The organism is Blastomonas natatoria (assembly GCF_003201955.1).
Classification (GTDB): Bacteria; Pseudomonadota; Alphaproteobacteria; order Sphingomonadales; family Sphingomonadaceae; genus Blastomonas; species Blastomonas natatoria.
Genome location: NZ_QJJM01000015.1, coordinates 1 through 14394, shown reverse-complemented (window position 1 = coordinate 14394; position 14394 = coordinate 1). Strand labels below are relative to the sequence as shown.

At 60.1% G+C, this 14394-nt stretch carries 13 protein-coding genes, 1 pseudogene and 2 riboswitches; of the genes and pseudogenes, 5 read left to right on the top strand and 9 right to left on the bottom strand.

The window, feature by feature from the left end; translation table 11 throughout:
* Positions 1-26: 26 nt before the first annotated feature.
* The 6 genes from C7451_RS16200 to C7451_RS16175 all read right to left on the bottom strand — a co-directional run bounded on the left by C7451_RS16200 (position 27) and on the right by C7451_RS16175 (position 6591).
* Positions 27-1007, bottom strand: a complete 981-nt coding sequence (locus C7451_RS16200; RefSeq protein ID WP_052241778.1) for a DUF6925 family protein — start codon at positions 1005-1007, stop codon at positions 27-29.
* Positions 1004-1786: an ABC transporter ATP-binding protein gene (locus C7451_RS16195; RefSeq protein ID WP_052241777.1), complete on the bottom strand. Its 783-nt coding sequence runs from the start codon at positions 1784-1786 to the stop codon at positions 1004-1006. Before C7451_RS16195 ends, C7451_RS16200 begins: the two co-directional genes overlap by 4 nt.
* Positions 1783-2769: a FecCD family ABC transporter permease gene (locus tag C7451_RS16190; protein WP_039330624.1), complete on the bottom strand. Its 987-nt coding sequence runs from the start codon at positions 2767-2769 to the stop codon at positions 1783-1785. Before C7451_RS16190 ends, C7451_RS16195 begins: the two co-directional genes overlap by 4 nt.
* A complete protein-coding gene (locus tag C7451_RS16185; protein ID WP_160328032.1) occupies positions 2766-3557 on the bottom strand; it encodes an ABC transporter substrate-binding protein in 792 nt (263 codons plus the stop codon). Before C7451_RS16185 ends, C7451_RS16190 begins: the two co-directional genes overlap by 4 nt.
* A gap of 113 nt (positions 3558-3670) precedes the next feature.
* Positions 3671-5614 (bottom strand): TonB-dependent receptor plug domain-containing protein, encoded by a 1944-nt coding sequence (locus C7451_RS16180; protein WP_039330622.1) that lies wholly within the window; start codon positions 5612-5614, stop codon positions 3671-3673.
* A 215-nt stretch (positions 5615-5829) separates the two neighbouring features.
* Positions 5830-6072: riboswitch (cobalamin riboswitch) on the bottom strand.
* A 57-nt stretch (positions 6073-6129) separates the two neighbouring features.
* Positions 6130-6591, bottom strand: coding sequence for a hypothetical protein (locus C7451_RS16175; RefSeq protein WP_137776011.1), 462 nt, complete (start codon positions 6589-6591; stop codon positions 6130-6132).
* A gap of 217 nt (positions 6592-6808) precedes the next feature.
* A riboswitch (cobalamin riboswitch) is annotated at positions 6809-7051 on the bottom strand.
* A gap of 112 nt (positions 7052-7163) precedes the next feature.
* Here C7451_RS16175 and C7451_RS20030 point away from each other — a divergent pair.
* On the top strand, positions 7164-7565 hold the full coding sequence (locus C7451_RS20030) for a hypothetical protein (protein WP_152998733.1): 402 nt from the start codon (positions 7164-7166) through the stop codon (positions 7563-7565).
* Here C7451_RS20030 and C7451_RS20500 read toward each other — a convergent pair.
* The gene (locus C7451_RS20500) at positions 7476-8231 is read right to left on the bottom strand and encodes a DUF7146 domain-containing protein (protein ID WP_419470515.1); all 756 of its coding nucleotides are present in this window, start codon (positions 8229-8231) and stop codon (positions 7476-7478) included. The two genes, C7451_RS20030 and C7451_RS20500, sit on opposite strands and share 90 nt — an antisense overlap.
* A gap of 268 nt (positions 8232-8499) precedes the next feature.
* On the opposite strand from C7451_RS20500, the gene C7451_RS16160 reads away from it, so the two are divergent.
* On the top strand, positions 8500-9381 hold the full coding sequence (locus C7451_RS16160; RefSeq protein ID WP_052241776.1) for a lytic transglycosylase domain-containing protein: 882 nt from the start codon (positions 8500-8502) through the stop codon (positions 9379-9381).
* Here the strand turns inward: C7451_RS16160 and C7451_RS16155 are convergent.
* On the bottom strand, positions 9361-9636 hold the full coding sequence (locus tag C7451_RS16155) for a hypothetical protein (protein ID WP_039330618.1): 276 nt from the start codon (positions 9634-9636) through the stop codon (positions 9361-9363). The genes C7451_RS16160 and C7451_RS16155 overlap by 21 nt on opposite strands.
* 9 nt (positions 9637-9645) lie before the next feature.
* Complete coding sequence (locus C7451_RS16150) at positions 9646-10101, bottom strand: hypothetical protein (protein ID WP_110300000.1); 456 nt, start codon at positions 10099-10101, stop codon at positions 9646-9648.
* A gap of 241 nt (positions 10102-10342) precedes the next feature.
* Here C7451_RS16150 and C7451_RS16145 point away from each other — a divergent pair.
* The 3 genes and pseudogenes from C7451_RS16145 to C7451_RS16135 all read left to right on the top strand — a co-directional run.
* Positions 10343-10504, top strand: a pseudogene (locus tag C7451_RS16145) (DsbC family protein); the annotation flags it as partial.
* The gene (locus C7451_RS16140; protein ID WP_110299999.1) at positions 10501-11223 is read left to right on the top strand and encodes a hypothetical protein; all 723 of its coding nucleotides are present in this window, start codon (positions 10501-10503) and stop codon (positions 11221-11223) included. The pseudogene C7451_RS16145 and the gene C7451_RS16140, both read left to right, overlap by 4 nt.
* A 6-nt stretch (positions 11224-11229) precedes the next feature.
* A complete protein-coding gene (locus tag C7451_RS16135; RefSeq protein ID WP_110299998.1) occupies positions 11230-14082 on the top strand; it encodes a TraC family protein in 2853 nt (950 codons plus the stop codon).
* Positions 14083-14394: the final 312 nt, after the last annotated feature.

Genomic DNA, 14394 nt, shown 5'->3' with positions numbered 1-14394 from the left:
TTCGCGCTGAAATTGCAGGCGCAACCTCACTGTTCCGTTTCATCGGTTTCAACGGGAGCGCGGTCGAACCAGACGCGCCAGGGACCCACGTGCTCGTGACCGGCAGCGGCAAGACGGCGCAGGACGATGCGGGCTTTCGTTCGGCCCCGCCGTGTGTCGGGCCAATCAAAGAATTCAGGGTTTGCGCCTTCAGCCACAGCGGTGCGGATATGTGCGTCCACGGCACGATCCTGATCAAGGCCAAAGCGTTCAAGCATAGGTGAAAAGGCGGTGTCCGTATCGGGCACGAAATCGTGCCGTTCACCCAGTGCGTTCCGCCAAGGTGAGCGAGGGTGAATGTTCAGGATCGACTGATAGCCATCCGGAATGGGGACGTTGGCGCCATGTGGCCGACCCTTCCCGATAAGCTTGGCAAGCAGATGGGTGTGCGGGCCTTCCGGCGATTTCCCATCCGGAGGCGGAATCGGTTGGAAGACTTCGATCCGTCCGGCAGGCGAGAGCATGACCCGGTGGGGCTGCGCACGCAGAACCTCGGCCATGACTGTTGGCGAAGACAGCAGGTCCTGACCTTCAAGAGCCTCGAGAGCCCCGATCAGCGCTTCGTCGTCAGTGCGGGCGCACATCCTTATGGTGCCGTTACAAACGCCCATGTCGAACAGGCGGCTCGACTGGTCTTCCCTGCGAATGGCGTCGGTATCGGCGCCCAAAGATACGACAGCCCGATCGACCGAACCAGTCAGAGGCGCGCAGAGCGCCATTGCATGACCCCAGCTTTCGCCATCAGAGGACAGGCTATCCCAGGCAAGGCATTCAAAGCTATCCGAATGCCTGATCCGCAAGGCACCGCGAGCGGTCACGATTTCGATATTGTCGCGGTCGTTTTGAACCGTGGCCGGCTCATCCTCGTCGCGAATGAATTCGCCGATCGCACCGAATGTGCCGATGCTCCAGCCATGGCCAGGGTCGCACGCGAGACGTGCCAGTTCGTCAAAGGAAATCTGGTTCATGATGATACCCCGGACTTGAGAAAGCGGACGGAAATGCCGTCCCCGTCACGAGATAACCGGACCGGAACGTCATAGAGCGAGGTGAGTAGGCTTTCGGTGACGACTTCGTGCGTCGGACCGTGTGCAAGCAATCGCCCATCGCGGATTGCGAGGATCGAGTCCGCGAAGGCCAAGGCCAGATCAAGATCGTGGATCGCCATGACAACCGTGCACCCGGCCGTGGTCCGGGCCTTGAGACGCTGGACGGCATCGATGGCATGGCGTGGATCCAGACCCGCGGTTGGTTCATCAACGATCAGAAGCGCTGGATCGCCGACAATCGCGCGGGCCAGCATTGCCCGCGCCAGTTCGCCACCCGACAATTGCGTGGCTGGCCGATCCCGCAAACCCAGCAGATCGCAGGCGAGCAGTGCATCGTCGATGGCGGGAAGCAGAGCGGACGGTATGGTGCCGAATGCTGGCAGCGCCGGAGTCAGCCCGAGCGCAACCACGCGCTCTACGGTGATCGGCCAATCAACCCCCGCACGTTGCGGCAGATAGGCACGCAACTTGGCAAGTTCCCGGCGGCCAAGGCGGTGGAGGTCCTTGCCATCGAGTTCGACCGAACCTTGCACCGGGCGTTTGAGGCCCGATGTGATGTCCAGCAAGGTGCTCTTGCCGGCGCCATTGGGGCCGATCACAGCAGTCAGATGGCCCGATGGAACACGCGCCGATATCCCGTCAAGGACCAGACGCTGCCCCCGGCGCGCCGAAACACCATGAAAGTGCAGCGCGCTCATGCGGTGCGTCTCCGGACATGAAGGACCAGCCACAGGAAGAACGGTGCCCCGATCAGGCTGATGAACACCCCGAGATTTAGCGGCATGCCCCGGAATACCAATGTGCGCGACGCGATGTCGGCGAGGGTTACCAGAACGGCTCCAACCAGCATGGCCGGGATGAGCACCTTGCCTGGACGATGGGCGACCAGAGGCCGGACAAGGTGAGGCGCAATCAGGCCTACGAAACCGATCGTTCCGGATACGGCGGTTGCGCCTCCGACGCCAAGGGCCGTACCGATCAGCGCCAGCATGCGCGTTCGTGAAACCGCAATCCCCAGGCTTTCAGCCTGCGCTTCACCCAATGCAAGAGCATCCAGAGCTCGGCCCGTCAGCAGAAGCATCGTACCCCCGGCAAGGATAAAGGGTGTGGCAAGGCGGACATGATCCCAGCTTCGATCGGCAAGCGAACCCATCAGCCAGGTCATGATCTCGTAAGCGGCATAAGGATTGGGGGAGAGGTTGAGCGCCAGACTGACGCCTGCACTGGCTATGCTGCTGACTGCTGCCCCGGCCAGGATGAGCGATAGGGTACCGCCTCCCCGCGCAAGGATGAAGGCAATGCCTGTGGTGACGAATGCACCTGTCAGACCAAACAGCGGAGCGGCAAGGGTAAAACTGGCGGCAAAGCCGAAATAGATGGCGATGACCGCACCGAGCGAGGCACCTGCCGAAACGCCCAGCAGGCCGGGGTCAGCCAGCGGGTTTCGCAACAGCCCCTGCATGACGGCACCCGAGAGGCCAAGGATGCCACCGATGGCCATCGAAAGGACAACCCGTGGCAGGCGGATCTGGGTGACGATCTGGCCAGCCAGATCCGCATGATCGAAAGCCAGCGCCTGAAACGCTTCGCGTGGTGTCAACCAGACGGAGCCAGCCAGCACCGAAGCGAAAGCGCTGGCGAGCAGACAACTGACCAGCATGGGAACAAGCCACCGGGTCATAGCGATTTCCCACCGGCAAAGGGAAGGGGAGAGCGGGCATGGAGAGCCGCTGAACGAAGTTCGTTGCGCAACTGCATCGCGGCTTCCGTCACCATCGGCGTTCCGCAAACGTAGTACGCCTGTCGGATCGTCAGCGTACGGTCACCGTCCCAGTAGCGACGGATTAGAGGGTGTCGCTCGACGTTTTCGCGAAGCCCCGGGCGGCGACCTACCCCGGCGCCTTTCACCAGCAGGGACGGAGCAGAAAGGAGCAGGATTTCGATATCCGGTTTGCCGTAGCTGCTCTTCTGCAGTGTGTTGGCAACATTGGTCGCACCGGCTGTCTTGAGCACAGTGTCATAGAGAGACCCCGTGCTTGCATTGAAGCCAGCACCATCCCACGCAGCCACTCGTAGCGGCGGGCCCGGATCGCGCGCAAGGTCGGCCAGTTGGCGGTCCATTTTTGCGATCAATTCCTCGCCGCGAGCGGGCTCTCCTACTGCCTTGGCGACCTGTCGGGTTATCTTGCGGATATCTTCGTAGGTTTCCGCATGATCGACCTCGATCATTGGAAACCCTAATCGCTTAAGCAGTCCGCGTGTTGCCGGCGTCGTAAATGCCCCGGCAATAACCAGGTCCGGCTTCTGGCGCAGGACCTCCTCCGACATTCCATGGTTGATGTCGACACGCGCAGCCTCGCGGAACATGAGGGAGCCGTCGGGATCGCGCGACAGCCAAGTGACCGACGCGATCCGCTCAGGTGGCAGCAATGCCAGGACAAGCTGATCCGTGCACTGGTTCATCGACATGACATGGACTGGCTTTGCTGCCGCCTGGCTGCGACTACCAGACGGCTCCGTGCAACCGGCCAGAGCCGGAAGCACGGAGATCATCCAAAGGAGGCAGAGCGCCTTGCGGAACATCAGAAGCGGACGCGAACGCCACCATAGCCTGCGCGGCCCGGAGTGGCGAAACTGAACACCTCTTCGTATTGCTCGTTGATGAGGTTTTCTACGCGCGCAAACAACGAAATGTTGGGGCGCAACTTGTATTCGGCATTCAGGTTAACCAGTACATATTCCCTCAGGGACACGCGCACCGGAATGAAGCTTGGATTTGTAAACGCGACATCGGTCTGACGCCCGTTGTAGCGCACTGTCAACGTACCCGAAAAGCGCTCATCCTTGCTGAACACTGTCGCGTTGAAACTGCCGATATGCTTGGGGCGACGCACCTCGACTGTGCCGTTTTCTCGCGCATGAAGCCATGTGTAGGCGGCGTCCAGCCTGATCTGGGGAATTGGACGGGCGGCAAGGGCCACCTCAATGCCATGCTGTTTCGACAAAGTTGCACGGTTTGATGGCGTCGCTATGAAGGTCGGAGCGGGGAAGGTCGTGAAAATTTCGTCCTTCAGGCGGCTATCGAAATAGGTCGCGCTTATGGTGGCCTTGCCATCGCTGAAGCTTTGCTCGATGCCGGCTTCCCACCCTTCCGACTTCTCGGGCCTCAGGTTAGGGTTGCCAATATAGCGGCCATCGGAAAATCCATAGAGCTCGAAATAGCCCGGATTCTTGACCCCCGTTCCATAGGCACCGCGAACACGGGTACCAGTCGGGAGCGAATAACTGCCTTGAACCCGCCAAGTTGTGGGGTCATCAAAGCGATCATTTTCGTCATGGCGGATCGATGCACCAAAAGAGAATGCGTCGTTGATCAGCAGTTCATACTGCCCGACAATCCCGACATTGTCGGTCGATCTTTTTCCCTGAAACGCGAAGGATGACGGTGTGGTGTTCTGGAATTCTTCGCGCTCGACGTCGATTGCGGCGGTCAGGCGATGCCGGATGGCGTCGGTGCCCAGCCGCAGGCTCGATTCGAACGAGCCTTTGTAGCGGTTACCCTTGTTGCCGTAATCGAAGCCCGCAGCGTCGAAGCCCTTGCGCTCGCTCAACGCGACTTGCCCTGTCACTGCGTTCGTCCAGCGGCCGTCGAGCCCGATCAGTTCAGCTCTCACAAGACCATAGAAGGCCTTGTTTCTGAAGAACACGCCGGGGCTGTCGACGGTGAATCCGAATAGCGGGCTCGCCGGATTGTTCTCGCTGTTGTTGGTATCGGCTTCCGTGAAGCTGTAGCGGGCAACGCCGGTCAGTTTGAAGGTTTCGGACGGCGACCAGATGAGCTTGGCCGAAAGGCCTGCGATGTCGGAGCCGACATCCCTGCTGCCATTTCGTGCCGTGGGATAGCCGCCGGTGTGATAGTAAGCGCCAGACACAGCATAATCGAGATCGCCAGACACTCCGCCAGCACGCGCGCTTCCGGTGAAGGTGTTGAAGCTGCCGCCCTCTGCGCGCAAGCTGACCCCCGGAGCCTCCTTCCCGGTCAATGTCAGATACTGGATAACGCCGCCGATCGCGTCCGAACCGTAAAGCGAGGACTGCTGCCCTCGCAGGACTTCAACGCGGGCTTCGGGATCGGCAATGAGAGTGGCGAAATCGAACTCGCCAAAATACGGGTCCGAAGCTTCTATACCGTCAATCAGAACGAGGACGTGGTTGCCCTCGGAGCCGCGAAGCCGGAGCTGGGTGAGGCCGCCAGCAGCGCCGGTGCGGCTCACGGCAACGCCCGGCACATCGCGCAGAATGTCCGAAACAATCCGGGTCTGGCGCTGCTCCAACGCTTCGCTGTCCAGTACCGTCACCGACGCACCGAGCTTGTTTACGGCCACGGCCTCACCGGACCGTGACGCCGTCACGACAATGGTTTCTCCGCTGTCATTGGTTGTAGGCTGTCCCGGGTTCGACTGCGCGAAGGCCGGGCAGCTGGCTAGCGCCAGCGCAAACGTGGATACGAGAACAGGTTTCTTCATCGGGATACCCCCTTGGTGCCGAGCAACTGCGCGACGAAAAGGGGCAACCGGATCCATCAACTCCCAAGGCGAGTCGGGAGAGCGCACGAACGGTCGGCCAGGCCAACGCGAGTGGGCACAATTCACCCGCGCAGGACTAACCCTGCGGCCCCAGCCGCAATGGTTCGTCGCTCAGACGGAGGTTACCGTGCCATGGCCATCCCCTGGACCGCAGCAAGAGCGACCAAACGCCGGCAGGTCTCCTGGCTCGCGGGTCATAGCTTGATGCACGGCCTTCCCAGGCCGCGCTTGGACAAGCGTAAGGCCCAGTGGCTGCTTCCGCCCGAAGGTGGAAGCGATGTGCATCGCGCTCGCCGCTTACAGTTGCAGGGACAGCCTCGGATTCGGATCAGCCAAGGCCGCTCCTCACCGTGTTCCCGAATTAAGCCCTCTCGGGCACCGGCGCGATCTGTTGACAACGGTCTTAAACCGTTGACGTTGATCCACTAGTCGAAAGTCGCCCGAAAGCCAATCCCTTAACGACTGGCATCGGAACGACGCCAAGCCTCAACGATGGCAGGATTTTCAAGCAACCGTTCCACCGCATCCACATTATAGGTCGCGAGCGAAATGAGGTTGTCCCCTCGGCGTATTTTGGATGTCCCGGAAATTTGCAGTCGGCCATCTTTCGACCACCGGTTGCGTTCGGCGGGGGTGAGCGACAACAGCTTCTCAATCTGCTTGAGACTAAGGGGTTTCGAAGCGATCCGGCGGAGCCTGTCGCGAAGCTCATCGACAAGCATTTCAGCAGAGCCCAACTGATCGGGTTGAAATCTGCAAACTCTTCCGGGTTTGTCGATTGCGCTGCCACTCTTCGCCATGAGTAGCCGCATGGTAGCGTCGCGCTCGCCCTTATGGACCACAAGGCCAATCGGCATCGGCCCATCGAGGTCTACCTCTACGACCAAATGGTCATTGTCTTTCTTGAGGGTGACCAAGCGGCGGATTGCCATAACGTCAGGCACTATATGACATTTGCATTGCAGGTGTCTCCGGTCCGGACGCCACGAACCAAGACCAAGTCGCCACGTGAGGTGGTCAGCAGCTTTCTCCTGGCGCGCGCCCGCAGCGCCGGGGCCGCTGAAAGACCCAGTCACATCGATTCGTCGCTCAGACGGAGGTTTACCGTGCCATGGCCATCCCCTGGACCGCAGCAAGAGCGACCAAGCGCCGGCAGGTCTCCTGGCTCGCGGGTCACAGCTTGATGCACGGCCTTCCCAGGCCCCGCATGACTTAGCGTCCGGCCCAGTGGCTGCTCCCGCCCGAAGGTGGAAGCGATGTGCATCGCGCTCGCCGCTTACAGTTGCAGGGACAGCCTCGGACTCGGATCAGCAAAAGCCGCTCCTCACCGTGTTCCCGAATTAAACCCTCTCGGGCACCGGCGCGATCTGTTGACAACGGATTTTAACCGAAGTCAGCGGCAGTATAATTGACATACAGGATAAAACCAAGCTGTGTCTTGAAGTGATAGCGTTTTCCTTTGGCCCCATCACCGAAAATCCGAGATTTCATGGGCAAATGGTTCGCCATAAATCGAATTGACGCGATTGATAATCCCGCAAGCTTTGTAGTGGGAAAGATGCAAGTAATCGGTCTGCGTAGTTTCGCTGCACTGCTTGAAACGGGTTCCTCAATGGACCGATCCGTTTTCTATGATGGTGTGGCCTATGAACTTCGACGGCGGAAGTCGGAACTGCATATCGATGCTGAAATTCGACCGGCAAGTTTGCGGTATGTTTCCGAATGGCTCGTTCAACAGCTTACAGCGTTTGTCGGTGCCTCGCGCCCGATCTTCATCGCCGACACTCAGCCTGATGTTCATTTAACGGATATGGCTCTGAGCTTCTGCCCAATCGTGGAAAGGCCTTGGCGGCGGATCACGCAAGAGCTGCCTTTCTGGTATGTTATGTGATCCAACTGCCGCCATTGCAGCGTATCGGCCTGGACCATCGTTGTCCGCGGCGATGTAAAGGGTGCCAACTTGGTCCGGAACGTTGATTAGCGCGAGACGCTTATTCCCGAGTGCTGCCCAGCAAGGGACTCCTTTGATCTGAGTATAGCTCGCCGCATCCTCCATGCCCTCAGCAATGGCGAGCACGTCGCCCTCGAACTGCGGTGCCCACGCGCCCCGTTCAGGCTTTCCGAGCATGAATTTGCCATCATGCCATGTTCCGTCGTTGGTCAGCCTGATCCGCTGGATGGCCGTCATCCGGTGCCCGGTTCTGACACCGACCAGTATCGCGGGCCGGAAGGTGGTCTTAGGCTTGCGGCCGAATGGGCACCGCGGATGGAAGCGTAAGTCGGGGAGGTCGATTGGCAGCCGCCGCGACCGAAGGTAGACTTCACCGAGCGTTCCGCGGATCTCCGTGGCCTGATCCCATATCCTTCTGACGTTTGGCGCAGTTCGTTCTGGCTGATAGCTTGGGGCAGAGGAATTCAGGATCGGTTTGGTCCGACCGATTTCGCGCAGGACATCCTCGCTGCGGCATCCCGCAAAACAGTGGACCAGAATACCCCGCTCGCCCTGCCGGACTGAAAGTGACGGCGTTCGGTCTGCATGCGCAGGGCAGATGCACATCGCGTAGGAACCGTGCCAACGGCCCTTCAGCGCAGCAACGATGTCGATGGTCTCCTGGGTGGGTTTGAGCGCAACTAGCATAAACTCGCTCCTCTCAGCTCAGCCTCACCATCTTTCCCCTCTGGATCGACCCGACCTTCTCCGGCACGGCTCGCGATGGCCAACGCCGCTTTCGTCTGTGCGATGCCAGATTCTGGGCGATTGCCATGCGCCGCCTGTTCATTTAGAAAAGTGGGGCGATATCCGAACCACGCCGAAAGGTGTGGTCATGAAAAATCTTCTATTTTTGCTGGTCGCTTTGACGCCGACGCCATCATCGGCGCGCGAAGCCATGCTCGACGTGTTTGTGCCAGAGGCAAAACCGGATTTTGCTGTGCTCCGCCCACAGTTGCGCGGGGCGGTCGATCTCGAGCAATCAGTGGAAGTGCCTCCGGCTCCAGTGGATGCGTTTTCACCAGAGTTGCACGGCGACTTTGAGTTGGTCCCTCACAGCTTCACGATCAATCCCTATGCCGCGCGTCCCGCTGTTCCTTCGTGGATGCGGGCAGGTGCATCATTCATGAGCCCTGCTTCTTCACCATTCCGCCCTTCGCAGGATGACCCACTCTGCCAGTCCCGCAGCTTCTTCCCGCGATATGGTATCAGCGGCGATGCTCAGGCTCGCCGGACCGCCTATTTCAACCTGATCGTCGACGTCGCTTGCGATGCCGGCGTGCCCGTTGTTCTATTTGACGCGTTGCTGGCGCAGGAAAGCAGATATCGTCCCTTCGCCCGAAGCAGTGCCGGTGCGATGGGCATGGCTCAGCTTATGCCCGGTACGGCCCAATATCTGCGTGTCACCGACCCTTGGGATGTGCGGCAAAACCTTGTCGGCGGCGCGCGGTATCTGCGCGAGCAGTTGGATCGCTTCGGGACATGGGAGCTTGCACTGGCTGCCTATAATGCAGGCCCGGGACGCGTGGACCAATTTGGCGGTATCCCGCCGTTTCGTGAGACCCGCAACTATGTGCGTACGATCATGGGCTCAATTGGCATTCCGAATTCGACCGGCGGCGTGTCGCTGACTTCGGCAGCACTTCCCGCGCCCAATCCGTTTCGCAGGGTAATGCTTGCCTCATTCGATGGACGATCAGACGTCCCAGAACACTGAGAAACCGACGTGCCAAGCATAGTACACGCTGATTGCCAGGATGACTGGCGCGCCCTTGAGGTAGTTGAGCTGCCAGCGCAGCCAGAGCTTCGGGATGACCAGAGCTTTCTGGAGCCCCGTTTGGTGCGTGGGTCGCCACCTGCCACTCCGCCAGTCGTCAGCCGTGACGACAACTGAGAGCACTGCGCAGATCAGCGCCATCATTCCCACGCCGATGTAGAGCGATGTCCAAGCGATAAGGGCTTCCTGCTTCATGAGTCGGACCTAGTGCATCGATGATCGAACAGAGATACGCATATTCGAAGCCCTTGTATCCCCCTGGCCGAATACTGCCTTTCTGCGGCCGAGCAGCGTGTGGCCGAGATTGAGCTCACCGCTGCGGGCGCGCCGCACCAGTGCTTGCATGTATGCATCGGGGGTCTTGCGGATTTGTCCGTTGGCCAGGTGATGCCCGGTGATTAGCGCGCAGAGGAGTGCGATCTCTGTCCCTAGCATGGCGCTTGCCCGAGCGGCTGTAGCCTGACCTATCTGGCAGACGCGAGCGACCGCGTGAAGCTCGGTCAGGCCGGGCCGTCTCGCGATTTCGACCATACCGTCGATGAAAGGGAAGAGGGCAGAGGCTTCGGCCCAAACGAACCCCGATCGCTGGATGCCGTAGACATCATTCGTGTCGGCAGAGACCAGCGCGTTCTGACAAGCATCGGCTGTTTCTTGCTTCACCCTGTCGGCATCAGGCGTGGTTCGAACGTCATCAGGTTCCCGTCGGCAAGCGCCCTCCGCCAAGCCGGATACAGATTCAAGAGCTTCTTCAGGACTGTATTGATGGTGGCCATCCCGGCGCACCCTAGTGTCCCCGGAAGGTGTCAGCGACGCAATCTCGCCGAGCGATATGCGCTCTGACAACCGATCAAGCAAGCGCCGCGCGGTGAACGAAGCCTATGATGGTGGCGCGATCACGAGCGGTCGGCGCTGCGACACCTCGGGCCTTGATGCCAATGAGGCCTTTGCGAGGCAACATGGGTTCACCGGCACCCCGGTCATTGTGCGCGATGATGGCGCTGTCCTTCACGGCTTCCGCCCTCGCGAATTCCTCGAAACCTGGCTGAAGGAGAAGGTGTCATGAACACCAAAGGGGCATTGGCAATCGCGGCTGTGACGTGTGGGCTGTCGGCCTGTACGACGCTCGGTACCAACGTCAGTGGCAAGTTTCGCTGCGAGGCTGCAGACGGTATCTGCGCGCCTTCGCTGGTGATCGATGACAGCGCAATTGCGCGGATCGAGGAAACGACCTCGGCGGATCTTCTGAACCCTGCAGGTCCATTTCGGATGGACGACGGGATCTCCGCGCCTGTGCGGGGCCAGTCGCTCGGTTCCGAAGCACTCGTTGCGCGTTCGTCGCCGAGTTACGAGCTGTCTGTCGTGTTTCCGGGCTACACGGATGCCGCAGGCACAGCCCATGCCCGCATCGCGGTGCCAGTTAAGGCGATGCTCCCGGGCCGGGGCGATGCTCTCGAGACAATTGCGCTACGAGGTGCAAAGCCTGCGCGTGCTCAGGGGCTGTTGGCGGCCGCCGAGAGCGCACCGCAATTCATGGCGATTGCCCCTGGCATCTTGGATGACGGTCAGCCAGGTTCCGTGGGCGCTGAGACTGCCATGGCGTCCAATCTTCCAAAGACCCCAGCGCCGATCCAGCAGGCCCCAGCCCAGCAAGCGGCTTCTCAGCCTGCCAACCCGATCGCTGAGATCGAGGCGAAGGTCTCCGAGCGCCTCGCATCACAGCAGCGATTGCCGAGGCGCGAGGCCGCCTCATTCCCTGCAACGCCCCCTGCAACGCCGGAGTAACGCGCCATGCTGCAGGCCTTCACCAACATCATCGATCTGGTAACCGGCGACGCTCGCAAGCCTGAGCAGAACGCTCGGCCTGCCAGCGTGCCAATGCTCTCCCATTTCCTCGGGTATCGCTCGTTCGATGAGGAGAAGCGTATCTTTCATCAGGTCCGCTCGAAGGGTTTCATCATCGAGCTCGCGCCGCTTGTCGGTGCAAACGACCGGGTCAATGATGTGATCGGGTCGCTGTTCTCCGACATTCTTCTGCCCGGCACCAAGTTCTCGGTCACGAACTATTCGAGTCCGCGCGTTGCTGAGAAACTTCAGGCCTGGGCGTTGCCGCGCTACAAGGCTTCGGGGGTTTTCCAGACGCTCGCCCGTCACCGCGTCGACAAGTTGCGCAATGGAGCATGGTCCACTCTTGCGAGCGATGGCCCGTTCTTTGTGCGGAGCTTTCGCGTGCTGCTCGCGGTCGGGATAAGTGACGGTTCGGGCCTTTCGACCGATGACCTCCTTACCATGCGCGAGGGGATCATATCCGCGCTCGATTCCATCGATGTGCCGGTCAAGGAATTCGCGCCAACCGACCTGATCCGCTTCTTCGATGAGATCCTCGCCCCGTCCACTGGCGCTGGCGACGAAGTGCCGGGATACAACCGGTTCGATCCTATCAATGAGCAGTGCATCAGGCGCGATCTCGTCACCCATGTCGGTCGTGACCGCCTTGTGCTTGAGGCACAGTCGTTGCGGCCAACGGGCTCATCAGTCGATGGCGTGCCCGAGTTAAAGGACTTCGTGCCTGAGCGCTTCGATGTGCGAACCATGGCGGTGCGCAATTTTCCGGATCGTTGGGCACCCTGGGACAGCCAGAAGGTGATTGGGGACATCTTCAACCCCAAGCTCTCGCTGCCTTGTCCTGTCTTGCAGACGGCTTGTGGAGTGATCCCCAATCAGGAGTCTTCCGAAGCGAAGGCCGGCTACAAGTTCGTGCGCACCAGCTCGCTTGCGGAAGGCAAGGGCGTGAAGCTTGTGCCCAAGCTGCGTACCGAAGCGGCTGAGTGGCAGTTCGTTGCCGACCGGGTCAAGCAGGGCGAGAAGCTCGTGTCCTGCTACTATGCTGTTACGATCATCGCGCCGAAGGGCCGGGACGGCACCATCGATCACGTGATGCAGGCCCTCAAGGGCCACGAGCATCCCTTCGCTTATGATCTGGCGACCTCGCTGCTGCCGTTCGCGGCCAAGGGAACATACGGGAAGTTCTTCCTTGGCGATGCCAACCTTGATCTGTCGGCCGATCTTACCGTGTTCGAGCTCTCGGACCTTGCGACCCGGGTGGAGCTGCGCGGCGTCGTTCTGACCTCGATCATGTTCATTGCCTCGCAGGTCATGCGCCGGATGGACCGCGCGATCCCGAAACCGCTGATCATCGATGAGGCCTGGCAGATGCTGAAGGGCGGGGCGATGGCCGACTTCGTCGAGACCTATTCGCGCACCTGCCGCAAATATGGCGGCGCGCTGATCACTGCCACGCAGTCGATCCACGATTACTACAAATCCGAAGGCTCGCGGGCCGCCCTCGAAAACTCCGACTGGTTCCTCATCCTCCAGCAGAAGGGCGAATCGACGGTTTACGATACCTCACCTGCGATGAGCCGCCTCGCGTTTGCATCTTCTGTCAGCCAATTCGCGAATGCTGAGCGCCAGCAGACGCTGTCCGAATTGGAAACCGCACGCAATACGCTGAGCGAAGAGCGCTCCCGTGCGCTATCGTTGGCTGATCGAACGTCGAGCCGGCAAACAACCGGCACCCGCAATTCCAGCGGTTCCGAGAGTTCTGCAGGGTTCCGGTCGGGCGAGAACCTTCAGCGGTTTGACAACCAGTCGCTTGATGCACGCGACACGGTCTCGGAGAGCGATCGTGTGAGTTCCTCGCGGGGTGCCCAGCAAAGCAATACGGATCGCCTCGAAACAACCAAGGGTGGCTCGCTGAGCGTTGGTGGTTCAGCGGGACGCGGCGGTAATCGCGCTGCAAATGGCGAGGGCGGAAGTGGGGCGAATGGTGCCATTGGCGGCAACGTTCAAGCGGGGATTAGTGGTGGCCGTTCGCGGCTAGATTCGGTCACCCGAGGAACTGAAGCCAACCAGAGCCAAGGCTTCGACTCATCGACATCTGACAATCGTTCGAGTGGATCCAACGCAACGCAGGACAGCGGCAGCTATTCGCAGAGCGGCAGCTTCAGCCGCAGCGAAGGGTACTCGGAAAAGGCCTTTTCCCGTGAACAGGCTCTTGAGGACGTTCGGCGGATTGATAAGCGCATTGCGGCGATCGACGAGGTCTCGAAATCCCTCAGCAGCAACACCTCGAGTAGGGATGGCTATGGGTCCAATCTCTCCTTCGACCTCAGCCAGATTATCGCAAGCCGGTACCAGGAAAAGGCTGCTGAACTGGGTCTGACGGCACCGAGTCTGGCACGTACTGATCTTAGCCCCCAGGAGCAGGCGACTGCCGAAGTGGTCGCGCGGGCGATCATCGCCGACTATTATGATCAGCGAGTGGCGCCGTTCAGCGATCTGATACCAGAATCTGGTTCGCTTGTGGGCAATGTCTCAGGTCCGGGCTCATTTACCGAAGCAGACTTACGCGGACAGGGTCCCCGTCGTTCAGCCGGGTCACCGCGCAATCTTGTCGAGGGGGCGTCAGACAGCGCGATCGGCAATCGAATTGAGGAAGGCGGTCAGTCTCTCGGACAGCGTTATGAGACCAATGTCACGCGATCCGGCCAGCGCCGTCAGGATTTTCAGCAGGATCGCAAAGGCGAGGACGGTGCCGACGATCGCTTCAATGAGCGCTTCTATGATCGTGATCAGCGGTGACCTTTTAAACCCAACCGCTATTCCGGAAAGGCTACCAGCTAAGGACGGCCACGATGAGGAAGGCAATCGAAAGAGCCAGTGCAATCAGCGAACCACCCTTCGAAGGCTTCCCTCCGTAGGTGAGATACTCTTCCGGGCTCTTAGGGTTGCCGAAACGGCCAGGGAGATCAGTTGGGGATGCGCCGCGTGAGATATCGCCAGTGACGACAGCATAAGTTGTCCCCCGTCAGCACCAATGGCACAGATTTGAGGTTGTGATTTAAGGAGGGTTGGGGCTTCGTCGTAGTGACGAAGGAACGAAGATGAAGACCC